Here is a 21,842-nt window from a genome sequence, read left to right on the forward strand (position 1 = left end):
GGCACGGGACGCCGCCCGCCCGGCTACTTCTCCGTGCTGAACGCGGCGTCGAAAGACGCGGCCGGCGGGTCGAACAGGTGTCGCCGGATGAAGCCGACCGCCTCCTCCGCCCCGCGCAACCGGTCCATCCCCGCGTCCTCCCACTCCACCGAGATCGGCCCCCGGTACCCGATCGCGTTCAGCGCGCGGAAGCACTCCTCCCACGGCACGTCACCGTGCCCGGTCGACACGAAGTCCCAGCCCCGCCTCGGGTCGGCCCACGCCAGGTGCGAGCCGAGCCTGCCGTTGCGGCCGTCGAAGCGCTTCTTCGTGTCCTTGCAGTCCACGTGGTAGATCCGGTCGGCGAAGTCGAGGATGAAGCCGACCGGGTCGAGGTCCTGCCAGATGAAGTGCGACGGGTCCCAGTTCAGGCCGAACGCGGGGCGGTTGCCCACCGCCTCCAGCGCCCGCTTCGTCGTCCAGTAGTCGTAGGCGATCTCGGACGGGTGAACTTCGTGCGCGAACCTCACGCCCACCTCGTCGAACACGTCGAGGATCGGGTTCCAGCGCCGCGCGAAGTCGGCGTACCCCTCGTCGATCACCGACTGCGGCACGGGCGGGAACATCGCCACGTACTTCCACGTCGACGACCCGGTGAACCCGACGACGGTGTCGACGCCCAGGCGGGCGGCCGCGCGGGCGGTGTCGGCCAGCTCCGCCGCCGCCCGCTGCCGCACGCCCTCGGGCTCGCCGTCGCCCCAGATCCGCGCGGGCAGGATCGCCTGGTGCCGGAAGTCGATCGGGTCGTCGCACACCGCCTGGCCGACGAGGTGGTTGGAGATCGTCCACACCCGGAGGCCGTACTTGTCGAGCACCTCGCGCTTGGCGGTGACGTAGCCGTCGTCCGCCAGGGCCTTGTCCACCTCGAAGTGGTCGCCGGAGCAGGCGATCTCCAGGCCGTCGTAGCCCCAGCCGGCAGCGAGCCGGCACACCTCCTCGAACGGCAGGTCGGCCCACTGGCCGGTGAACAGCGTGACGGGTCGGCTCATCGGGTCCCTCCGATCTCGGTCCAGGTGGACTGTTGTCCGGCGCTCTCCTCCACGGCGGCCAGCACCCGCTGCACGCGCAGGCCGTCGGCGAAGCTCGGCGCGGGGTCGACGCCCTCGCCGATGGCGGTGAGGAAGTCGGCGGCCTCGTGGGTGAACGTGTGCTCGTAGCCGAGGAGGTGGCCGGGCGGCCACCACGCTCCCACGTACGGGTGGTCGGGTTCGGTGACGAGGACGCGGCGGAAGCCGGCGTCGGGGCCGTCGGCCTCGAACACCGACAGCTCGTTCATGGACTCGAAGTCGAACGCCAGGCTGCCGCGGCTGCCGTTGACCTCCAGCCGCATGGCGTTCTTGCGGCCCAGGGCGTACCGGGTGGCCTCGAACGTGCCGAGGGCGCCGGAGGAGAAGCGCGCCAGGAACACCGCCGCGTCGTCGACGGTCACGGCGGCGCGGCCGTCGCCGTCCGGGCGCTCGGGCACGAACGTCTCCAGGGTGGCGCTCACGCCGGTGATCAGCGACCCGGTGACGAACTGGGCGGCGTCGACGATGTGGGCGCCCAGGTCGCCGAGCGCGCCGGAGCCCGCCTTCTCGCGCCGCAGCCGCCAGGTCATCGGGGCCTCGGGGTCGGACAGCCAGTCCTGGAGGTAGACGGCGCGCACGTGCCGGACGTCGCCGAGGCGCCCGTCCGCGACGAGCTTCCGGGCCAGGGCGAGGGCGGGCACGCGCCGGTAGTTGAACGCCACCATCGACCGGACGCCGCGCCGGGCGGCCTCCTCGGCGGCGGCGGTCATCGCCTCGGCTTCCTCGACCGTGTTGGCCAGCGGCTTCTCGCACAGCACGTGCTTGCCGGCGGCCAGCGCGGCGATGGCGATCTCGGCGTGCGTGTCGCCGGGCGTGCAGATGTCGACGAGGTGGACGTCGTCCCGGTCGACGAGCGCGCGCCAGTCGGTCTCGGCGGCGGCCCAGCCGTACTTGGCGGCGGCCTCCTTGGTGCGCGCCGCGTCGCGCCCGCCGATCGCGGCCAGCCGCGGCGCCAGGGGCACGTCGAAGAACCGGTGGACGTTGCGCCAGGCCTGCGAGTGCACCGCGCCCATGAACGCGTGGCCGACCATGCCCACGCCGATCTCTTCCGTCATCAAGCAGCCTTTCCGCGACAGCAGGGGTGGGGAAATCAGGAGTCGAAGCCGACGTCCAGGTACTGGTCGACGTTCTCCTTGGTCACCACGGCGGAGTAGGTGGTGATCGACGCGGGGATGTCGTGCTCGGCGAGGTCGCCGATGCCCTTGGCCTGGCCGAGCAGGCGGGCCAGCGCGATGGCCGAGGACGCCATCGACGGGCTGTAGAGCACGGTCGCCTTCATGACGCCGCTGTCGGCCTTGATCAGGTCCATCATGTTGCGCGAGCCGGCGCCGCCGACCATGACGAACTCGTCGCGCCCGGCGCTGTCGATGGCGGCCATGACGCCGATGCCCTGGTCGTCGTCGTGGTTCCACAGGGCGTCGAGCCTGGTCGCGGACTGGAGCAGGTTGGCGGTCTGCTGCTCGCCGGACTCGGAGGTGAACTGCGCGGACACGCGCGGGCCGACCTGGAAGCCGCTGCGCGCGAGGGCGTCCTTGAAGCCCTGGCTGCGTTCCTGGGTCAGCGGCAGGGAGTCGATGCCGGCGACCTCGCCGATGACGGGGTTGGCGATGTTCTTGGCCTTCATCTGGGAGGCGATGAACTCGCCCGCGTTGACGCCCATGCGGTAGTTGTCGCCGCCGATCCACGTCCGGTAGGCGAGCGGGGTGTCGAAGACGCGGTCGACGTTGATGACGGGGATGCCCGCGTCCATGGCCTGGCGGCCGACCTCGGTGAGCGCCTTGCCGTCGAACGGCAGGACCACCAGCACGTCGACCTTGTCGTTGATGAGCGTCTCGACCTGGCTGATCTGCTGGTTGACGTCGTTGGTGCCCTCGGTGGCCTTGAACGTCACGTCGGAGAACCGCTCGGCCTGCGCCCGCGCGTTCTTGGTCATCGCGGCCATCCAGCCGTGGTCGGCGGCGGGCGCGGAGAAGCCGATGGTCACCGCCTTGCCGGGTTGGCCGTTCTCGCCGGAGCCGGCGGCGACGGCGTCGGGCACGGTGTTGCCGGTCTCGTTGGACGTGCAGCCGGCCAGCAGGGCGGCGGTGCCGACGGCGGTCGTTCCCCAGAGGAAGCGGCGACGGTCGAGTGAGGGCATGGCGATACTCCCGGGCGAGGTGACGGGTGGCGAGGGGGACGGGTGTGGCGTCAGGTGGTGCGTGCGCCCCGGCGGCGTGCGGAGGTGGTGCGCTGGAGGAGCACCGCGGCGACGATGATCACGCCCTTGGCGATGTTCTGGATGTCGGTGTCGAGGTTGTTCTGGGTGAAGATGTTGCCCACCACGGTGAAGATGAGGACGCCGATGAGCGTGCCGATCAGCGAGCCGCGACCGCCGGTGAGCAGGGTGCCGCCGATGACGACCGCGGCGATGGCGTCCAGCTCGTAGAACATGCCGTTGGTCGAGGCGCCGGAGGTGGTGCGGGCGACGACCATGAGGGCGGCGATGCCGCAGCACAGGCCCGCGATGCCGTACACGAGGGCGGTGTGCCGCTTGACGTCGATGCCGGCCAGGCGGGCGGCCTCGGCGTTGCCGCCGACGGCGAACGTGCGGCGCCCGAACGTGGTGCGGTTGAGCACGACCCAGCCGATCGCGAACACCGCCGCCAGCAGCCAGATCAGCACCGGCACGCCCAGCAGGTCGCCGCGGAAGAACGTGGTGAACCCGCTCTCGGTGACCACCTGGGTGCGGCGGCCGGAGAGGCGTTCGGCCAGGCCCTTGGCGGAGGCGTACATGGCCAGGGTGGCGATGAACGGCACTATCTTCCCGTAGGAGATGAGCACGCCGTTGACCAGGCCGCAGCCCAGGCCCACCAGCAGCGCGCACAGCACCATCACGACCGGCCCGTAGGACTGGGTGGCGACGGTGGTCATCCACACGCTCGACAGCGCCACGATCGACCCGACGGACAGGTCGATGCCGCCGCTGATGATCACGAACGTCATGCCGACGCTGACCACGCCGATGGCGGCGGCCAGGCGCAGCATGGTGGAGATGTTGGCCTCGGTGAGGAAGCTGTCGGGCCGGGTGGCGTACCCGACGGCGCACAGCACCACCAGCACGCCCACCAGGCCGGTCAGCCGCAGGTCCAGGGCTCGCCGTCGCTCGGGCCCCTCCCGGGGTGGTGCGGATTTCGGGTCGAGGACCCTCAGTTCGGTCACTGGACCTCCTCGGTCACGGCGCCCTGAGTCGCGGCGCTCTCGGTGAGGGCACTGCCCGCCAGCACGATGTCCAGCACGGCCGATTCGGTGAGCTCGCCGGCCGGCCGGTCCGCGACGACCTCGCCGTCGCGCAGCACCAGCACCCGGTCGGCCAGGCCGAGCACCTCGGCGACCTCGCTGGAGACGAGGACCACGGCCACGCCGGAGGCCGCCAGCTCGTGGACGACCCGGTACAGCTCGGCGCGCGCGCCCACGTCGACGCCGCGCGTCGGCTCGTCCAGCAGCAGCACCCGGCAGCCGCGGACCAGCCAGCGCGCCACCACCGCCTTCTGCTGGTTGCCGCCGGAGAACTCGGACACCAGCCGGCGGGGGTCGGCGGGGCGCAGGTCGAGGCGCTCCAGGGTGGCGCGCGAGTCGCGCAGCTCCCGGTCGCGGTCGACGAACCCGGCGGTGCTGTAGGCGGGGAGGCTGGAGAGGGTGACGTTGTGCGCCACGCTGAGGTCCAGCAGCAGCCCCTGGGCCTTGCGCTCCTCGGGCGCCAGGCCGATGCCGGCGCGCACGGCGGCGGGCACGCTGCCCGGCTTCACCGGCCTGCCGTCGACCTTCACCACGCCCGCGTCGGGTTTGCGGGCGCCGAACACGGTTTCCAGGATCTCGCTGCGGCCCGCGCCGACCAGGCCCGCGATGCCCAGCACCTCGCCCGCGTGGACGTGGAAGGTGATGTCGCGGAACTCGCCCTCACGCGTCAGCCCTTCGACGGTCAGCACCTCCCGCGATGTGTCCACTGTGGACACGTCGCGGTGCGGGAAGACGGTGTCCACCTCGCGGCCCGACATGACGTCGACCAGGTCGGAGGTCGGGGTGTCGGCGGCCAGGTTGGCGGCGACCGTGCGGCCGTCCTTGAGGACGGTGACCCGGCTGCCGATGCGGCGGATCTCCTCCAGCCGGTGGGAGATGTAGAGCACGGCCACGCCGTCGGCGGTCAGCTCGGCGACGATGCGGAAGAGGTTGTCGACCTCGTCGGCGGCCAGGGCGGCGGTGGGCTCGTCCATCACGATCAGCCGGGCGTCGTGGGCGAGCGCGCGGGCCATGGACACGAGCTGCTGCCCGGCGGCCGACAGGGCGCCGACCTCGCGGTCGGGGTCGATCTCGGGGTGGCCGAGGCGGGCCATGAGCGCGCGGGTCCGCCGCCGCGCCGCGCGGCCGCTGGTGAAGCCGAACCGGTGGGGCTCGTGCCCGAGCAGGACGTTCTCCGCGACCGAGATGCCGGGCACGAGGTCCAGCTCCTGGTACATGGTGGCCACCCCGAGCCGCAGCGCGGCCACCGGCGAGGGCAGGGTCGTGGGTTCGCCGCGCCAGGTGATCTCGCCCTGGTCGGGCTGGTGGGCGCCCGACAACACCTTGATCAGGGTCGATTTGCCCGCGCCGTTCTGGCCGAGCAGGCAGTGCACCTCGCCCTCGGCGACCTCCAGGTCCACGCCGTCGAGGGCGCGGACGCCGGGGAAGGACTTGCCGATGCCCGTCATCCTGAGCAACGTCATGCGGGGGTGCCTCCCTGTCGGGTGCCTTCGTGGTCGACGCCGCCAGGTCCGCCGTTCGCCCTCACGGGCACCACGGTCGGGTCGTCGAGGACGCGGCGCAGCGCGGACAGGGCCGCGCCCCGCGCGCCCGCGGTGAAGCCGAGCGCGGACGCGGTGATCGCGGTGCCCTCCTGGCGCTGCGGCGCGACCAGCCAGTCCTGGAGGGCGGCGAAGTAGCCGCCGAGCACGACGCGCCGCGGGTTGAGCAGGGCGGTCAGCACGGACAGGCCGGTGGCCAGGTGCGCGGCCGTGCGGTGCAGGGCGTCGACGGTGCGCGCGTCGCCGCGTTCGGCGCGGGTGCGGACGAGGCACATGCGCTCGCCCCGGGACAGGTGCGGGTCGTGCACCTGGTCGTGCCGCGGCGCGCACGCGTGCAGGAACGCGTCCAGGCCCACCTGGGTGTTCCAGCAGCCGCGCCGGCCGCAGCCGCAGTGGGGGCCGAAGTGGTCGAGGACCATGTGGCCGATGCCGCCCGCGCGGTTGTCCGCGCCGCGCACCAGGGCGCCGTTGGCGATCACGCCCGCTTCCACCTCGTGGTCGCCGTTGAGGAAGACGAGGTCGTCGACGGGGTCCGCGTCGTGCTCGGCGCGGGCCGCGAGGTGGGCCTCGTTGTCCACGTCGAGGCGGGTGATCGGCAGGCCGGTGCGGGCGGCGAGCCCGTCGACCACGGCCACGTCGCGCCAGCGCAGCGGGGTGGCGGTGACGGTGCCGGCGCGGTGGTCGGCGCGGCCGGGCACGGCGACGGTGACACCGGTCCAGCCGGCGTCCGCGACGTCGTCCAGCGCCCGGCGGGCCAGGTCGGCGAGCTGGTCGAGGGCGTGCTCGGGGGCGGTGGTGTCGCAGGTCCGCCGGCGGCGCAGCTGGACCTCGCCGGTCAGGTCGGTGACGGTCGCGCCCAGGCTGCCCGGCCGGATGTCGAGGCCGATGCCGCAGACCGCGCCGGGGCGGAGCCGGACCAGGCCGCCGGGGCGGCCCTGGGTGGTCGTGGTGCCCGCCGTCTCGGTGAGGCCGCGGTGGTCGAGGTCGGCCAGCAGCGGTGACAGCGTCGCCTTGGAAAGACCCGACCTCGCGGCGAGCTGGGCGCGGGAGACGGGGCCGTGGGCGCGGAGCGTGCGCACGAGGAGGGCGAGGTTGGCCTCGCGCCTGGTCTCGGTCTGCGCCAGCATCACGTCTCCGACTTCGTCGAGGGAGCCGATCAAAGGAGGTGGTCCAGCTCACGTTCGAGCGTGAGTTGCGGCAGATCCTGACAGTAGATCGGGCAGCCTGACAAGAAGTCGGGCAGACTTTTGTCTGTTCGTTGCAAAAGTTGGCTCGATCAAGACAGAAGCGAGGGTGCGTCGGTAACCGTCGGCGAGCGGTTCCGGACACGCTGTCGACCCGTGGGCCGGCTGCGGCCCACGGGTCGGACATCGGAGGTCTGCGGGTGTCAGCCCGCCGCGGAGAAGGCGCGGTCCGTGGCGGACCACGCGGCGCCGGTCACGCCGGCCAGGTCGCCCAGCTCGGACAGCACGATCGGCAGGTTGCCCGTCGCCAGGGGCAGGGACCGCCGGTACACGGCGCTGCGCACCTCGGCCAGCAGCGAGTGCCCCAGCCGGGACACGCCGCCGCCGATCACCACCATCCCCGGGTTCAGGAAGCTGACCAGCGACGCCACCACGTGCCCCAGCCTCCTGCCGCCCTCGCGGACCAGGTTGGCCGCCGCGAAGTCGCCCGCCGCGGCCGCCGCGCCGACGTCCGCCGCGGTCAGCGAACCCCGGTCGCGCAGCGCGTCGGCCAGCGCCGGCGACCGGCCGCTGCGGGCCAGCGTGGCCGCGTCCCGCGCCAGGGCCGCGCCGCCGAAGTACGCCTCCAGGCACCCGACCTCACCGCAGGCGCACGCCGGCCCGAAGTCGTCCAGCCGGATGTGCCCGATGTCGCCCGCCGTGCCCGCCACGCCCCGGTAGACGCGCCCGCCGAGCACGATGCCGCACCCGATGCCCGTGCCGACCTTGACGAAGATCAGGTCCTCCAGCGACCGCGCCACGCCCGCGTGCCGCTCCCCCAGCGCCATGGCGTTGACGTCGTTGTCGACCGTCACCGGGCAGCCCCACCGGCCGGCCAGCTCGTCGCGCACCGGGTAGCGGTCCCAGCCGGGCATGATCGGCGGCGCCACGGGCATGCCGTCGCGGAAGCTCACCGGGCCGGGCAGCCCGATGCCCGCGCCGATCAGGCGGCCCGGGGCCTTGGCGTAGACGACGTCGGCCAGCTCGACCACGCGGCTGAGCACCTGCGCCGGGCCGCCCCGCACGTCGCACTCCTCGCTGCGGCTCTCCAGCACCTCGCACCGGCCGTCGGTGACCGCGACCGTCACCGACGTCGCGCCCACGTCCACGCCCAGCACGCGCAGGTCGTCGGCCAGGTGCACCAGCGTGGAGCGCCGCCCGCCCCGGCTCGCCGCCGGACCGCCGACCTGGACCAGGCCGACGTCGATGAGCCTGGCCAGCTCGGCGGTCAGCTTCGCCCTGGGCAGCTCCAGCCGCTCGCCCAGCGCCACCCGGGACATCGCGCCCTCGTCGCGCAGCACGGCCAGCAGCTCCGACTGCCGCCCGGAGACCACGTGCGGCTGCCTGCCGCTGCCCGTCGCGCTCATGGGACCAATCTAGAGGCCGGGGGGCCGCGAACGGGCGAAGACGCCGGCGGCCGCGGGCGGGCCCGGCGTCGCCCGGTGTTGTCCGGACGTTGTCCGGGATCGGGGCGGAACGCCCCGATCCCGCCCGTTCGGGGAGTAGAACGCCGTCATGCGGAGATTCGGCGTGCTGTCGGCGGTGTTGGCCCTCCTGGTGTCGGTGGTGGCGCCGGCGGAGGCGAGCGGGGTCCGCCAATACGAGGGGGAGATCGACGGCGCCCGGTACCGGGTGGTGGTGCCCGGCCGGTGGAACGGCACGTTGGTGCTGTGGAGCCACGGCGCGTACGGGGTCGAGCCCGCCACCATCGCCGTGACCGACCGGCCCGAGACCGAGCAGCACCTGCTGGACCGCGGGTACGCGCTGGGCGCGTCCCTGTTCCGCACGCCCGTCGGCTGGTCGGCCGAGGACGGGCTGCGCGACCAGGTGCGGCTGCTGGACTGGTTCGAGCGCGAGGTCGGCACGCCCCGGCGCACGGTCTCGGCGGGCGAGTCGATCGGCGGGGCCACCTCGATCGTGCTGGCCGAGCGCAACCCGGACCGGTTCCACGGGGTGCTGTCGCTGTGCGGCGCGACGGCGGGTGGCGCGGCCTACTGGAACTCCGGGCTGGACGCGGTGTTCGCGCTGTCGGTGCTGCTCGGCGTGGACGTGGACCTGGTCCGGGCGGCGGACCCGGCGGCGAACGAGGCCCGGCTGGTGGCCGCCGTGACGTCGGCCGCGGCGGGTGGTCCCGCGGCACGCGCCCGGCTGGCGCTGGCGGGCGCCCTGGCCGACGTACCGGGGTGGTTCGACCCCGCCGCGCCCCGGCCCGGGTCCCTGGACGAACGGCTGGACTGGGTCGCGGTGTGGCTGCGGTACTTCCGGGCGGGCGCGGCGGGACCGGGGCGGGCCGACCTGGAGCGGTGGGCGGGCGGCAACCCGAGTTGGAACGCGGGCGTGGACTACCGGCGCGTCCTGCGGCGCTCCGACCAGCGGGAACTGGTCGATCAGGCCTATGCGGCGGCCGGCGTCGACCTGGCCGCGGACCTCGACCGGCTGGCCGCCGCGCCGCGGGTCGCACCCGATCCGGCGGCGGTGGCGTACCTGGCGCGGACGAGCCTGCCGGTCGGCCGCACGCCGTGGCCGGTGCTGACGGTGCACAACGCCGGTGACGGGCTGCTGCCGCCGTCCAACGGCACGGCCTACGCGGAGCGGGTGCGGCAGCCCGAGCGGCTGCGCCAGTACGCGGTCGACCGGGCCGGGCACTGCCGGTTCAGCGCGGCCGAGGAGATCACCGCGTTCCGCGTGCTGTTCGAGCGGGTCGAGACCGGCCGGTGGCCCGCGGCCGGACCGGCGGCCATGAACGCGGAGGCCGCGGCGCTGGGACCGGCGTTCCACCTCACGCGCAGCCCGTTGACCGGAGGCGACGTGGTCGTGGAGCCGGCGTTCACGCGCCTCGAAGCGGGCCCGTACCCGCGTTCGTTGCCGTTCTGAGATATGCGTGATGTCGAGATCGACGGAGAGTGACAGATACCCCCTAGGTTAAGTGACCCGCGTCACCCATCACGCATCCTTCCTTGCCTCCGCAAATCACGAACGGTTACGTTTCCGCGCGCAGATCACGGTTCTGTCACCGAACGGACACGGCCCACCCCCGAACCCGGGCCCGTCCACCTGGATCCCCCGCCAGGTCCGGTGCCGGAACTCCCCGACGCAGGAGGCTGCACCGTTGGCTCGGCATGCACGGCACGCCCGACATAAGAACAGCAGTGAGGACACCTTCCGGTTCCCGGCCCCGCCGCCCCCTCCCGGTTACCGGGGCGCGCACCGGGCGGAGCCGGAGCGGGTGCTCCCCAAGCGCCTGGCCGGCGTCGCCGTGGCCGTCGGCGTGGTGGGTGGCGGCGCGGGTGCCGCCGCGGCCACGATGACCGGCCAGTTCACCCCCGTCGCGGGTGGCGCGGAATTCGTCGGCGTGCCGGACACCAGCGTCCGGGCCGGCAAGGTGGACACCGTCCACGCGATCAACCTCGGGTCGGAGACCGCCCGCTTCATCCGCCAGGAGCAACTGGCCGCGCTCCACGCGTTCAACCAGGCCAGCACCGTCGCCCAGGACGGGTACGCGGCCCGCAAGGCGGCCGAGGAGAAGGCCGCCAAGGAGGCCATCGAGGCCGCCAAGCCGCCCAAGCAGCGGCAGGTCGAGGGCTGGATCCGCGAGGCCATCGGCATCCTCGCCGCCAACGGTACCGCGATCGACGAGAGCAGCCTCGACGAGATCTACACGATCATCATCAAGGAGTCGAACGGCAACCCGAACGCCGTCAACACCTGGGACTCCAACGCCATGCGCGGCACGCCGTCCAAGGGCCTGATGCAGTGCATCGACCCCACCTTCCGGGCGTACACGCTGCCGGGCCACAACGACATCTACAACCCGGTGGACAACATCATCGCCGGCGTCCGCTACACCTACGCGCGCTACGGCGGCTTCCACAACCACCCGGGCCTGGTCTCCATGGCCGCCGGCACCGGTTACCAGGGCTACTGAGGCTCCGGCGGGGGGCGGCACGACCCGACACCGCGCCGCCCCCGTCGGTTCAGCCCAGCCCGAGGTCCGCCACGCGGATCGGCGACGGGGTCGTGCCGCCGGAGCGCTGCCGGCACTGGAACGACAGCACGCCGTCCACCGCGACCCGCGACAGGTCCACGTTCACCTCGCCGAAGGCGTTCATCGACGGCCGGTCGAACACCGGCGCCCAGTCGGTCCACCCCGACGCCCGGCCGGCCGACACCACCCGGCCGCGCGGCATCACCAGGTAGGCGTTGTCGTTCCGGTCGAACACCAGCTCGGTCCGCTGCGTGCTGCCCGGCGGCACGGGCACCTCCCGCTTGGTCCACGTCCCGTCCGCGTCCTGGTTCATCAGGCCGTGGTCGGGGCCGAGCGGGTCGACGACCAGGCCCGGCGAGGTGACCGAGACCGGGGTGCCGCCGGTCGTGCCGACCGTTGAGGCCCTGGTAGCCGTGCACGTTGACCTGGTCGACGAGGCCCCTGGCGGTGGCGTCGAAGCTGTTCCAGGTGGTGCGGGCCGGGTCGTGGCTCGTCTCGTCGGAGGCCGGGATCCGCACGCCGGACAGGCCCTGCCGGTCCAGCTCGGTGCGCAGGTGCGCCAGCACGCCGCGCTGGGTGCCGGCGTCGACGTGACAGCCCTCCTGCGTGCCGTTGGCGTGCCAGTGGGCCGACGAGGGCTCGTTGAACGGGTCCACCGCGCGGAAGTCGACGCCCCACCGGTCCCGGGCGCGGCGGGCGGTGACGGCCAGGTGGTGGGCGTGCTGCCGGGCGTCGGCGTTCCGGTTCCACGCCGACCGTCGCGTCGACGCGGGCCGCGGTGGTCGTCGACGCGCTGCCCGCGATCGCGGCGCCGGCCGCGGTGAGCAGCGTCCTGCGGGTGACCATGGGAACTCCTCCGGGTGCCGGCACGCGGCGGCGGTGGCCCCGGCACTCCCACGAGCCGCCACGGGTGGCGCAGTGGCGACCGCGCGCGGCACGGTGCGTCGAGAAGGCAGCGTCATCGCCGATCCCCCTGCTGGAGTGGTGTCGCCCGCTCCAGCCCGTGGCAGCCTCAAGGTCAACGGACCGAACAGGGACGATCGAAGTCGATCGGGACCGATGATGAAGCCGGCGGCGCAGCGGCGTGCGCTGATCCTCGCGGCGGTCCGCGCGAACGGCGCGGTCCGGCTCGCGGACCTGGTCGACCAACTGGGCGTCACGGCGGTGACCGTGCGCCGGGACGTCACCGCGTTGGCCGACCGCGGCCTGGTCGCCCGCGTGCACGGCGGGGTCACCATGCCCCGCCGCGGCGAACCGCGGGCCGCCGCGCGGGCGGGCCACGCGCCGGTCGGCCTGGTCGCGCCGTCGGAGGACCACTACTGGCCCGCCGTCATCCAGGGCGCGCAGGCCGCGGTCGGGGCGGCCGGGGGCCGGCTGGCGCTGCGCACCTCGTGCTACCACGCGGCGGAGGACCGGCGGCAGGTGGTCAAGCTGCTCGACCGCGTCGTGCAGGCGCTGCTGGTCGCGCCGGTGGTGGAGGTGCCGCCGTTCGGGTCGGCGGACTGGCCGGCGGTGGTGTCCTACGACGACGAGGTGGCCGCGGCCGCCGACCCGCCGCCGACCGCCGTGCGGCCGCGCAAGCACCGGCTCGGCGCGCCGGCGGCGCAACTGGCGCCGGCCCGGGTGGCCGACCCGCTGGACCGCCCGGTGCACCGCGTCGCGCTGTGGCCGAGCCTGACCGTCCGCGAGTCCTGCCGCACACCGCAGCACCACCCGGCCTAGCCGCGCCCGGAACACAGCCGCCGCACCACCCGGTCCGGCCGCCGCGCCACCCGGACGACCGGTCCTGCTCCTCCCGGACCGCCGGGGCGCGGCCGTTCGCCGCACCGGTTTCGCCGCGTTGCCCGTTGCTCCCCCCGATCGAGACGGATCATTGCCCAATGGGTCGGTGAACGCCACGATGGTCCTGCGGCGAGATCAACGAGGAGGCCACCGTGGGTCGGTACCGGTTGCACGTGAACGGTGAACGACGCGTGGTGGACGTCCCGGCCGACACACCGCTGCTGTGGGCGCTGCGCGAGCAGCTCGGCGTCCTGGGACCCAAGTACGGCTGCGGCGTCGGCGCGTGCGGCGCGTGCACGTCCCTTGTGGACGGTGAGGCGGCGCGCCCGTGCGTCACGACCGTCGCCGACGCGCAGGGCAAGCGGATCACCACGATCGAGGGCCTGTCCGAGGACGGCGACCACCCGGTGCAGCGGGCCTGGCTGGAGCTGGACGTGGCCCAGTGCGGCTACTGCCAGCCGGGGCAGATCATGTCGACGGTCGCGCTGCTGTCGCGCAACCCCGACCCCGACGACGCGGAGATCGACGCGGCGTTGCGGGACAACGTGTGCCGCTGCGGCACCTATTCGAGGATCCGTTCGGCCGTGCGGCGCGCGGCCCGGCTGGAGCGGGGCGAGCGGTGATCAACCGGAGGGCGTTCCTGGGCGGCGTGCTGGTCGTCTCCGCGCCGGTGGCGCTGTCCGGCCCGGCCTCGGCCGCGCCGGCGGCGGAGCTGGCGCCGAACGTGTTCGTGCGGCTGGACGGCCGCGGCCGGATCACCGCCACCGTGCCCAAGCCGGACTCGGGGCAGGGCGTGCGCACGGTCGTCGCCCTGCTGGTCGCCGAGGAGCTGGTGGTCGAGCTGGACGACGTGCGAGTGGAGCAGGCGCCCGGCGACACCGCGAAGTACGGTTCGCAGGTCACGGGCGGCTCGACGTCCGTGCGGCAGCTCCACGAGCCCATCCGCACCGCCGCCGCCACGGCGCGGTGCCTGCTGGTCGCCGCGGCGGCGAAGCGCTGGGGCGTGCCGGTCGGCGAGTGCGCGGCCCGCGGCGGCGCGGTGCACCACCGCCGGCGGCGGCTGTCGTACGCGGAGCTGGTGCGGGACGCGGCGGCGCTGGACCCGGCGTCGGTGCCGGTCGCGCCCCTGCCGCCGGAGCGGTGGCGGCTGATCGGCAAGGACCGCGTGGGGCGCGCGGACGCGAAGGACGTGGTGACCGGCCGGGCCCGGTACGGCATCGACACCCGGCCGCGGGACGCGCTGGTCGCCGTCGTGCTGCGCCCGCGGTGGATCGGCGCTCGGGTGGGCGCCGTGGACGACACCGCGACGCGCGCGGTGCCCGGCGTGGTCGCGGTGACCACCCTGGAGCCGGGCGCGGCGGGCCAGGGCGGTGTCGCGGTGATCGCCCGGTCGACGCCGGAGGCGCTGCGCGGGCGCGAGGCGCTGCGCGTGACGTGGCGCGACGGCACGCCGGACGCCGACAGCCGGGTCTGGCTCGACGAGCTGGAGGCCGCGCTGCCCGCGCCGGCGACCGCGCCCGGTCCGGTCGCGTTCGAGGCGACCTACCGGCTGCCGCTGCTCGCGCACGCGCCGATGGAGCCGATGAACGCCACCGCGCACCTGACCGCGACCGGGTTGACCGTGTGGGCGCCCACGCAGGACCCGGGCGGCCTGCGCGCGGACCTGGCCCGCCGGACCGGCCTGGCCGAGGCGGACGTGCGCGTGGAGACGTCGCTGATGGGCGGCGCGTTCGGCCGGCGCTTCGACAACGACGCGGTGCTGGAGGCGGTGGCCTGCTCGCGGGTCGCGGGCGCGCCGGTGGCCGTGCTGTGGACCCGTGACGACGACACGCGGCACGACTCGTACCGGCCGATGTCGGTGCACCGGCTGTCGGCCGTGGTCGACAGCTCCGGCGTGCCGACGTGGCGCTCGCACGCCGTGGCCGCCTGGCCGCTGACCGTCGCGCCGTTCCTGCCGCCGAACTTCATCAAGCTCAACGGCGACCGGTTCCCCTACGCCGTGCCGGGTCAGGTGGACCTGGTGACGCGGCCCGCGCCGATCCGCACCGGTTTCTGGCGCGCGGTCTACGCCGGGCACTTCCAGTACGCGGAGGAGGTCTTCCTCAGCGCGCTGGGGCAGCGGGCCGGCCTGGACCAGGTCGAGCTGCGCCGCCGGCTGCTGCCCGCCGGCTCGCGGCTGCGGCGGGTGCTCGACGCGGCGGCGGCGCGGGCGGGCGCGACACCGCCCGGCGCCCGGCGCGGCGTGGCCTGCCACGAGGACTACGGCTCGGTGTGCGCCGTGGTCGCCGACCAGGTCGACGGCCGGGTGCGGCGCGTCGTCGCGGCCGTCGACGTGGGCCCGGTGCTGCACCCGTCCGGGGTGCGGGCGCAGGTGGAGGGCTGCGTGATGGACGCGATGTCCACCGTGTTCGGCGCGCAGGTCACCGTGCGGGGCGGTCGGGTCGTGGAGTCGTCGTTCCGCGATTACGCGTGGCTGCGCATCGACCGGGCGCCCGAGGTCGACGTGGTGGTCGTGCCGTCGGACGCGCCGGTCGGCGGGCTCGGCGAGCTGGCCTACCCGCCCGCCGCGGCGGCCCTGGCGTCCGCGTCCGGGCACGAGGTGGCCGGCATGCCGGTGGGCGTGGGGATCGGCTAGCCGAACAGCAGGCGGGCGGCGGCCCGCGCGAGCCGTTCGGGGTCCTCGCCGGGGCGGGACAGCGCCCCGGTGTTCCACAGCGTGGCGAAGCCGTGCACCAGGGACCACGCGGCGATGCCGGCCGCCTCCGGGTCCGCGCCCGTCCCCCGCGCGCCGCCGACCAGGACCTCGCGGGCGCGCTCCTGCGCCACGCGCACCGGTTCGTCGTCGGCGTGGTACAGCTCGGGGCGGAACATCACCTCGAAGTGCGCCCGGTGGTCGACGGCGAAGCGCACGTAGGCGACGCCGATCCCGGCGAAGTCCGCGCCGCCGTCGCGGGCCGCCACGAGCGCGTCGGCGAGCAGCCCGAAGCCCTCGGCGGCGAGCGCGGTGAGCAGCCCCGCCTTGTCCTTGAAGTGGTGCACCGGCCCGGCGTGCGAGACGCCGACCCGGCGGGCCAGGTCGCGCAGGCTGATCGCGGCCGGGCCGTGCTCGGTGATCGCCTCGACGGCGGCGGCCAGCACCGCGCGCCTCAGGTCGCCGTGGTGGTACGGGCTCATGCCCCGAGTCTATCTAGTCATTGACAAGATTGACGGCGGCCAGGCATCTTGTCAGTGACAAGTTCTTTCTGGGGAGGTCGTCGTGGCACCGCTCGCGTTCCTGGTCGGTGGTTTCCTGGTCCTGTCGCTGGCGCGCCGGCACTGGTCGGTCGCCCTCCGCGGCGGCCTGGCCGCGATGTTCACCGCCACCGGCGGCGCGCACTTCATCGGCCTGCGCGAGGAGCTGGTCGCCATGGTGCCGCCGGCCCTGCCCGCGCCGGAGCTGCTGGTCACCGTGACCGGCGTGCTGGAACTGGCCGGCGCGGCGGCCCTGCTGTGGGCGCGCACCGCGCCGTGGGCGGCGGCCGGGTTGGGCGTGCTGCTGGTCGCGATGTTCCCCGCGAACGTCTACGCCGCGCGGCACGGGCTGTCGCCGTCGTTCGGCGACCAGCTGGTGCCCCGGACGCTGCTCCAGGTCGTGTTCCTCGCCGCCGTGGCGGCCGTGGTGGCGCACCACGTGCGGTCGCGGCGGGCGGCGATCGCCCCGTGACCCGGCGGCGGCCCGGCCCGGCGGGCCGCCGCGACCCTCAGGGGTGCCTGCCCAGCACGTCGGCCGCGTGCACCGCCTCCAGCGACAGCGTCTTGTAGCCGACCTCCTCGAACAGCACGGTCAGCCGGTCGGTCTCGCTCTGCACCACGGTCCCCGGGCCGAACTCGGAGTGGTGCACCCGGGACTGCGCCGGGTACTCCGGGTTGGCCGACACACCGGTGCCCGCCTCGCCGCTCCAGCACGTGTCGCAGTTGCCGCACGCCCGCTCCAGCACCTCGCCGAAGTAGCCGATCAGGTGCTGCCGGCGGCACGCCCTGGTCTCGGCGTAGGCCCGCAGCACCTCGATGCGCGACTTGTCCAGCCGCTGGAGCCGCTCCGCCTCCTCCGCGGCGAGGTCCGCGGCCCGAGCCGGCTCGGCCACCAGCCGGAACCGCGCCCCGTCCACGACCACCGCGCCGACCCGCTCCAGCAGGTTGATCCCGGTGGTGACCTTGCGGCGCGACCGGCCGAACTCCCGCGCCAGCTCGGTGACCCGCAGCCCCGGGTGCTCGCCGACGAACGCGGCCAGCGCCAGCAGGTCGTCCCGGTCCACGTGCCGCGACTGGAGGAACCGCTGGAGCCCCAGGTCCTGCGGCCGGTAGAACAGCACGGCCCGCGCCGGTTCGCCGTCGCGCCCGGCCCGCCCGATCTCCTGGTAGTAGGCGTCCAGCGAACCCGGCGCGGACGCGTGCGCGACGAACCGCACGTCCGGCTTGTCGATGCCCATGCCGAACGCCGAGGTGGCCACCACCAGGTCCGCCGACCCGCGCATGAACGCGTCCTGCACGCGTTCCCGCTCGGCGGCCTTCATGCCCGCGTGGAACGGCTCGGCGCCCAGCTCCTCCGCGTACCGGTCGGCGTCCTTGCGGGTCGCCACGTAGACCAGCCCCGGCCGGGGCGCCTCGCGCACCCAGTCGAGCAGGGCGCGGCGCTTGTCGTCGTCGGAGATGAACATCCGCACGTCCAGCGACAGGTTGGGCCGGTCGAAGCCGACCGCGACCACGAGCGGGTCCCGCATCCCCAGGTGGGTGATCACGTCCTCCCGCACGGTGGCGCCCGCGGTGGCGGTCAGCGCCAGCACCGGCGGCCTGCCGACCCGCTCCACCGCCGTTGCCAGCCGCAGGTAGTCGGGCCGGAAGTCGTGGCCCCAGGCCGAGACGCAGTGCGCCTCGTCGACCACGAACAGCGCCGGCCGGCCCAGCCGCTCCGTCACCTCGGGGTTGGCGAGCTGCTCGGGCGACACGAACAGGTACCGCGCCTCGCCGCACCGCACCGCCTCCCAGGCCTTCTCGTTGTCCTCTTCGGACTGCCCGGAGTTGACCATGACCGCGGTCGGCGCGCCCGCCTCGCGCAGCGCCGCCACCTGGTCCCGCTGGAGCGCGATCAGCGGCGACACCACCACGACCAGGCCGTCCAGCAGCACGCCGGGCACCTGGTACACCGCCGACTTGCCCGCCCCGGTCGGCAGCACGACGAACACGTCCCGGCCGGCGACGACCTGCTCCATCGCGTCCAACTGCTCGTCGCGCAGCTCCGGCCACCCGAACACGTCGGACGCCGCCGCGCGCAAGCGCTCCCGGTCACCCACGACCCACCCGCTCCCAGAAGTGCGCCAGGGTGGCCGCGCCCGCGAGCAGCACGTCCACCGAGGCCCGTTCGTCGCTGTCGTGCCAGCGGTCCTCCGGCAGGCCGGTGCCGAAGAACAGCACCGGCGCGCCCACCCCCTCCGCCAGCCGGGCGGCCGGTCCGCCGCCCGCGTTGCCCATCCGGCCCACCGGCCCGCCGAAGCCCTCGGCCATCGCCTCCGCCAGCAGTTCCAGCTCGGGCAGGTCGTCCGGGGTCCGGTAAGCCTCCTGCGCGGTGCCCTCGGAGAGCGACACCTCGTGCTCGTACCGGTGGTCCACGGTCTTCGCGAGCCACCGCCGCAACTGCTCGCCCACCTCGGCGACGCGCTGGTCGGCCACGGTGCGGATGCTCAGGTCGGCGGCGGCCACCGATGGCACCGCCCCGAGCGGCGATCCGACCGGGTCGCCCGCGAGCATCGTCAGCACCTCGACCGCGGGGCGCGCCCACAGCCGCTCCGGCGCGGTGTACCCGGCCTCGCCGACCACCGCCCGCGTCTCGGTGCGCTCGACCCAGTCCTCCTCGGCGAACCCCAGCCCGGCGTACCCGGCGCGGGTCCGCTCGGACGGTTCGAGCACGCGGTCGTAGAACTCGGGGACGGTCACCCGGCCGTCGTCGTCCCACAGCAGCGAGAGCACCCGGGCCAGCTCCCGCGCCGGGTTGGGCGCGGGCCCGGACACCGCGCCGCTGTGCACGTCCCGCGCCGGACCGCGGATCTCCACGTGCGCCAACGTGGTGCCGCGCACGCTCGTGCACACCGCCGGGTGGTCCGCCCGCCACAGCATGGTGTCGCTGAAGACGACCAGGTCGGCCCGCAGCCGCGGGTCGCCCAGCAGGTCCGGCAGGCGCGCCGACCCGGTCTCCTCCTCGCCCTCCACGAGGAACACCAGGTTCACCGCAGGCGCGTCCCGGTCGGCCAGGTGGGCGCGCAGCCCCCACAGGTGGGCCAGCACCTGCCCCTTGGCGTCCGATGCGCCGCGCCCGTGGACGAACCCGTCGCGCACGGCGGGTTCGAACGGCGCGGTCTCCTCCCACCGCCCGCTCCCGGCCGGGCGCACGTCGTGGTGGCTGTAGACCAGGACCGTCGGCGCGCCGGGCGCGGCGCACCACCGGGCGAACACGGCGGGCGCGCCCCCGGCGGACCACACCTCGACCTCGGGGAACCCGAGTTCGCGGAACGCGGCGGCCAGCCAGTTCGCCGACCGCACCACGTCGACCTCGTGCTCGGGCAGGGCTGCCACCGAGGGGATCCGGCACCACTCGACGAGCTGCCCGGTGAACCGCTCCCGATGGGCGTCGAGGTACTCGCGGACGGCGCTCGTCACGAACGGACTCCCCCACGGCGCGACAGCAGCACGCCCACCACGACCAGCAGGGCGCCGAGGACCAGGAAACCCAGGTCGTAGGCCAGTTCGTGCGACCCCGCCCGGACGTGGTGCACGCCGAGCACCAGGTGGTTGACCACGCCCTCCACCAGGTTGAACACGCCCCACCCGGCCAGCAGGCCGCCCCACAGCACGGGCGCGGGCAGCGGCGCGGCCCGGTTGAGCAGGACGACCCCGGTCAGCACCAGCAGCAGGCACAGCAGGTGGAACAGGCCGTCACCGATCATGTTGGCGTGGAGGTCGTCCGGGTACCAGCCGGACAGCATGTGGTGCCAACCCAGCAGCTGGTGGACCACGATGCCGTCGACGAACCCGCCGACCCCCAGACCCAGCACCAGTGCCGCCGGCGCCACTTCCCGGACGTTCGCCATGCCCGTGTGTTGCCCGGCTGGAGCCCGTCAAACCCCGGGCGGCGCACCGCATGTGAAGATCGGCTCATGTCTTCCGTGCTCGTCTTCGTCCCCGGTTCCAACAGCAACTCGTTCTCCTTCGCCCCGCTGCTGCGGGAGCTGACGTTGCGCGGGCGGCGCGCGCTGGCCGTCGACCTCCCCGGGCACGGCTACGGTGCGACGTTCCACACCGCCTACCAGTCACCCCAGGACCCGTCCGCGCTGGGCGCCGCCGCGGCGGGGTTGGCGGGCGCGACGCACGCGGACAACGTGGCGCACGTGATCGACGTGGTGCGCAGGGCCGCCGCCCTGGGTCCCGTCACACTGATCGGGCACAGCCGGGGCGGGTTCACCGTCACCGGCGTGGCGAACGCCGTGCCGGACCTGCTGCACCGCGTGGTGTACGTCTCGGCGTGGTGCTGCGTGGACCACGACGCGCACGGTTACGCGCAGGGCCCGGAGTACGCGACGAGCGCCCTCAACGACACCGCGGGCGTCCTCGTCGGCGACCCGGCGGAGCTGGGCGCCCTGCGGATGAACTGGCGCACCGCCGACCCCGCCCTGCTGGCCGCGCTCAGGACCGCGGTGCACGCGGACGGCACCGAGGCCGAGTTCCTCGCCGTGCTCAACACCCTCGAACCCGACGAGGGCCTGGACGCGGGCGACGACCGCGTGGACCCCGCCACCTGGGGCCGGCTCCCGCACACCTACGTCCGCCTGGCCCGGGACCGCTCGCTCCCGCCCGCGCTCCAGGACCGGTTCATCCGCGAGGCCGACGCGCTGACCCCGGACAACCCGTTCGACGTGCGCACCCTGGACAGCACCCACGTGGGCTTCCTGGTCCACCCCGCCGAGGCCGCGGACCTGTTCGCCGACCTCGACTGACCTCGACCGACCTCGTCGGGGCCGGCGATCCCGGCCGCGCCCCGGCACGACGTCCGCGCCGAGCCGATGGGAGCGCTCCCAGGTACGCTGCCGGCCATGGTGAGCGTTCTGATCACGGGGTCGTCCGACGGCATCGGCCGGGAGACCGCCGCGACGCTGGTGGACCAGGGCCACCGCGTGGTGCTGCACGCGCGCGACGCCGGGCGGGCCGAGCAGGCGCTGGCCGCCGTGCCCGGCGCGGCCGGCGTCGTGGTCGGCGACCTGTCGTCCCTGGACCGAACCCGGGAGCTGGCCGGGGCCGCCGGCGCCTTCGACGTGGTCGTGCACAACGCGGGGCTCGGCGGCGGCCTGCCCGAGCGGGTGGTCACCGAGGACGGCCTGGAACTGCTGTTCCAGGTCAACGTCCTGGCGCCCTACCTGCTCACCGCCCTGATGCCGCGCCCGGCCCGCCTGGTCTACCTGACCTCCGGCCTGGAGGAGCGGGGTGTCGTGGACTTCGACGACCTCCAGCACGAGCGCGGGCCGTGGGACGGGATGCAGGCGTACTCGGACTCGAAGCTCCTGGACGTCGTGCTGGCGTTCGCCGTGGCCCGCCGGTGGCCGGACACCCTGAGCAACGCGGTGGACCCCGGCTGGATCAAGACCAAGCTGGGCGGTCCCGACGCCACCGACGAGCTGCCCAGGGGTGCGGGGACGCAGGTCTGGCTGGCCACCTCCGACGACCCGGCGGCGCGGGTCACCGGCCGCTACTTCAAGTGGCGCGAGGACCTCCGGGCCAACCCCGCCGCCTACGACGTGGAGGTGCAGGACCGCCTGCTGGCCGCGTGCGCCGAGCTGACCGGGGTCACCCTGCCCTGACCTCCGGGTGACCGGCCCGACCCGGGCGGCCGACCCGGGCGACCGCC

Annotated in this window: 21 protein-coding genes; 9 read left to right on the forward strand and 12 right to left on the reverse strand. The window is 74.5% G+C overall.

The genetic code is table 11. The features are described from left to right. Positions 1-23: 23 nt before the first annotated feature. The 7 genes from ACFV4N_RS10965 to ACFV4N_RS10995 form a co-directional block, all read right to left on the reverse strand. Entirely contained in the window at positions 24-1,028 is a 1,005-nt protein-coding gene (locus tag ACFV4N_RS10965) for a sugar phosphate isomerase/epimerase family protein (RefSeq protein ID WP_499672310.1), read from the reverse strand. Next, on the reverse strand, positions 1,025-2,161 hold the full coding sequence (locus ACFV4N_RS10970) for a Gfo/Idh/MocA family protein (protein ID WP_499672311.1): 1,137 nt from the start codon (positions 2,159-2,161) through the stop codon (positions 1,025-1,027). The genes ACFV4N_RS10965 and ACFV4N_RS10970 overlap by 4 nt, the downstream gene beginning before the upstream one ends. 35 nt (positions 2,162-2,196) lie before the next feature. Continuing rightward, entirely contained in the window at positions 2,197-3,243 is a 1,047-nt protein-coding gene (locus ACFV4N_RS10975; RefSeq protein WP_499672312.1) for a substrate-binding domain-containing protein, read from the reverse strand. Positions 3,244-3,293: 50 nt separating this feature from the next. Next, complete coding sequence (locus tag ACFV4N_RS10980) at positions 3,294-4,295, reverse strand: ABC transporter permease (RefSeq protein ID WP_499672355.1); 1,002 nt, start codon at positions 4,293-4,295, stop codon at positions 3,294-3,296. Between the two features lie 5 nt (positions 4,296-4,300). Continuing rightward, positions 4,301-5,845 (reverse strand): sugar ABC transporter ATP-binding protein, encoded by a 1,545-nt coding sequence (locus tag ACFV4N_RS10985; protein ID WP_499672313.1) that lies wholly within the window; start codon positions 5,843-5,845, stop codon positions 4,301-4,303. Further along, complete coding sequence (locus ACFV4N_RS10990) at positions 5,842-7,050, reverse strand: ROK family protein (RefSeq protein WP_499672314.1); 1,209 nt, start codon at positions 7,048-7,050, stop codon at positions 5,842-5,844. Before ACFV4N_RS10990 ends, ACFV4N_RS10985 begins: the two co-directional genes overlap by 4 nt. Before the next feature lie 260 nt (positions 7,051-7,310). After that, entirely contained in the window at positions 7,311-8,513 is a 1,203-nt protein-coding gene (locus ACFV4N_RS10995; protein ID WP_499672315.1) for an ROK family transcriptional regulator, read from the reverse strand. Positions 8,514-8,661: 148 nt separating this feature from the next. On the opposite strand from ACFV4N_RS10995, the gene ACFV4N_RS11000 reads away from it, so the two are divergent. Both ACFV4N_RS11000 and ACFV4N_RS11005 read left to right on the forward strand, forming a co-directional pair. Then, positions 8,662-10,020 carry an alpha/beta hydrolase-fold protein gene (locus ACFV4N_RS11000; RefSeq protein WP_499672316.1) on the forward strand — a complete coding sequence of 453 codons (1,359 nt, stop codon included), beginning with the start codon at positions 8,662-8,664 and terminating at the stop codon, positions 10,018-10,020. 352 nt (positions 10,021-10,372) lie between these two features. After that, positions 10,373-11,071: a transglycosylase SLT domain-containing protein gene (locus tag ACFV4N_RS11005; protein WP_499672317.1), complete on the forward strand. Its 699-nt coding sequence runs from the start codon at positions 10,373-10,375 to the stop codon at positions 11,069-11,071. Between the two features lie 49 nt (positions 11,072-11,120). Here ACFV4N_RS11005 and ACFV4N_RS11010 read toward each other — a convergent pair whose 3' ends face one another. After that, complete coding sequence (locus ACFV4N_RS11010; RefSeq protein WP_499672318.1) at positions 11,121-11,444, reverse strand: hypothetical protein; 324 nt, start codon at positions 11,442-11,444, stop codon at positions 11,121-11,123. 107 nt (positions 11,445-11,551) lie between these two features. Between ACFV4N_RS11010 and ACFV4N_RS11015 the strand changes: the two genes are divergently transcribed. From ACFV4N_RS11015 to ACFV4N_RS11030, 4 genes are all read left to right on the forward strand, one after another. Next, positions 11,552-11,725, forward strand: coding sequence for a hypothetical protein (locus ACFV4N_RS11015; RefSeq protein ID WP_499672319.1), 174 nt, complete (start codon positions 11,552-11,554; stop codon positions 11,723-11,725). A gap of 465 nt (positions 11,726-12,190) precedes the next feature. Continuing rightward, on the forward strand, positions 12,191-12,853 hold the full coding sequence (locus tag ACFV4N_RS11020) for a DeoR family transcriptional regulator (protein ID WP_499672320.1): 663 nt from the start codon (positions 12,191-12,193) through the stop codon (positions 12,851-12,853). 212 nt (positions 12,854-13,065) lie between these two features. Then, the gene (locus ACFV4N_RS11025; protein WP_499672321.1) at positions 13,066-13,536 is read left to right on the forward strand and encodes a (2Fe-2S)-binding protein; all 471 of its coding nucleotides are present in this window, start codon (positions 13,066-13,068) and stop codon (positions 13,534-13,536) included. Then, positions 13,533-15,548, forward strand: a complete 2,016-nt coding sequence (locus ACFV4N_RS11030; protein ID WP_499672322.1) for a xanthine dehydrogenase family protein molybdopterin-binding subunit — start codon at positions 13,533-13,535, stop codon at positions 15,546-15,548. The genes ACFV4N_RS11025 and ACFV4N_RS11030 overlap by 4 nt, the downstream gene beginning before the upstream one ends. On the opposite strand, the gene ACFV4N_RS11035 is transcribed toward ACFV4N_RS11030, so the two are convergent. Beyond that, positions 15,545-16,087, reverse strand: coding sequence for a TetR/AcrR family transcriptional regulator (locus tag ACFV4N_RS11035; protein ID WP_499672323.1), 543 nt, complete (start codon positions 16,085-16,087; stop codon positions 15,545-15,547). The genes ACFV4N_RS11030 and ACFV4N_RS11035 overlap by 4 nt on opposite strands. Positions 16,088-16,169: 82 nt before the next feature. Here ACFV4N_RS11035 and ACFV4N_RS11040 point away from each other — a divergent pair, with 82 nt between their 5' ends. Further along, entirely contained in the window at positions 16,170-16,616 is a 447-nt protein-coding gene (locus tag ACFV4N_RS11040; RefSeq protein WP_499672324.1) for a DoxX family protein, read from the forward strand. Positions 16,617-16,653: 37 nt separating this feature from the next. Here ACFV4N_RS11040 and ACFV4N_RS11045 read toward each other — a convergent pair whose 3' ends face one another. From ACFV4N_RS11045 to ACFV4N_RS11055, 3 genes are read right to left on the reverse strand one after another with little or no spacing between them, the layout of a single operon-like run. Then, complete coding sequence (locus ACFV4N_RS11045; protein WP_499672325.1) at positions 16,654-18,243, reverse strand: RecQ family ATP-dependent DNA helicase; 1,590 nt, start codon at positions 18,241-18,243, stop codon at positions 16,654-16,656. Next, positions 18,236-19,603, reverse strand: a complete 1,368-nt coding sequence (locus ACFV4N_RS11050; protein ID WP_499672326.1) for a M20/M25/M40 family metallo-hydrolase — start codon at positions 19,601-19,603, stop codon at positions 18,236-18,238. Before ACFV4N_RS11050 ends, ACFV4N_RS11045 begins: the two co-directional genes overlap by 8 nt. Then, positions 19,600-20,034, reverse strand: a complete 435-nt coding sequence (locus ACFV4N_RS11055) for a DUF2243 domain-containing protein (RefSeq protein WP_499672327.1) — start codon at positions 20,032-20,034, stop codon at positions 19,600-19,602. Before ACFV4N_RS11055 ends, ACFV4N_RS11050 begins: the two co-directional genes overlap by 4 nt. A 66-nt stretch (positions 20,035-20,100) precedes the next feature. Here ACFV4N_RS11055 and ACFV4N_RS11060 point away from each other — a divergent pair, with 66 nt between their 5' ends. Both ACFV4N_RS11060 and ACFV4N_RS11065 read left to right on the forward strand, forming a co-directional pair. Continuing rightward, a complete protein-coding gene (locus ACFV4N_RS11060) occupies positions 20,101-20,937 on the forward strand; it encodes an alpha/beta hydrolase (protein WP_499672328.1) in 837 nt (278 codons plus the stop codon). A 96-nt stretch (positions 20,938-21,033) separates the two neighbouring features. Further along, complete coding sequence (locus ACFV4N_RS11065; RefSeq protein WP_499672329.1) at positions 21,034-21,795, forward strand: SDR family NAD(P)-dependent oxidoreductase; 762 nt, start codon at positions 21,034-21,036, stop codon at positions 21,793-21,795. Positions 21,796-21,842 lie beyond the last annotated feature (47 nt).

Source organism: Actinosynnema sp. NPDC059797, assembly GCF_042732085.1.
Classification (GTDB): Bacteria; Actinomycetota; Actinomycetes; order Mycobacteriales; family Pseudonocardiaceae; genus Actinosynnema.